We start from the raw sequence: 670 nt of genomic DNA, 5'->3' as shown, positions 1-670 counted from the left end.
CCCTGCGTGACCCGATGCCCGGACGCTACGCGCTGTACATCGCCCAGCCCGACGACGATCCCCTGGTCGCGCTGGACAGCCCGGTCAACGCCGCCACGGCGCTCGCCAATGCGCTGGAGCGCGCCCGCGCCCGCCACCTGCCGCTGGTGGTGCGCCTCGGCCACGATTTCCATGACCCGCGGCTCCTCGCCGGTATCATCGCCCGACTGCGTCAGTACCGGGATGTGTACCTGACCGCATCGGCGATCTATCCGCTGGTGGAATACGCCGAACGGGTCATCACCATCAACGACGTCGCCACGGTACTCGACGCCCGGGTACTCGAGCGCCCCCTCGACGTGCTGGGGGGCAGCCTGCTGGCGGCCCTGGATGAGGACCGCCTGGCACGGCTGATCCTCGGCTACACCGTGCCCGTGGACTTCTTCTCGCACCGCCCGGTCCCGGCGGAGGCGATCCGCGAGATGATCACCCGACTGCCCCCCGGACAACGCCCCGCGCTCGCCGACGGGAGCGCGGCGGCGCCGGAGGATGCAGTGATGACACTCAGCCCCGGAATGGAGTCGAGATCGTGACCCTGGACGACGACCAGCGTGCCGCCTTCCGCGAGGCCGCCGCCGGACTCAACGGCGTTGACGAGGCCGTCTACGAGGCCTTCGGGCGCGACCCGCTG

General features: G+C 70.9%; 1 protein-coding gene. It reads left to right on the top strand.

All coding sequences use genetic code 11. The features are described from left to right. On the top strand, positions 1 to 572 hold a 572-nt coding region (locus G7A99_RS23295), incomplete at its 5' end, for a hypothetical protein (protein ID WP_205600033.1). Between the last annotated feature and the right edge of the window lie 98 nt (positions 573 to 670).

This window comes from Arhodomonas sp. KWT (assembly GCF_010993615.1).
Note: the sequence above shows the minus strand (reverse complement) of the source record. Positions and strands in the feature narration are given on the sequence as shown.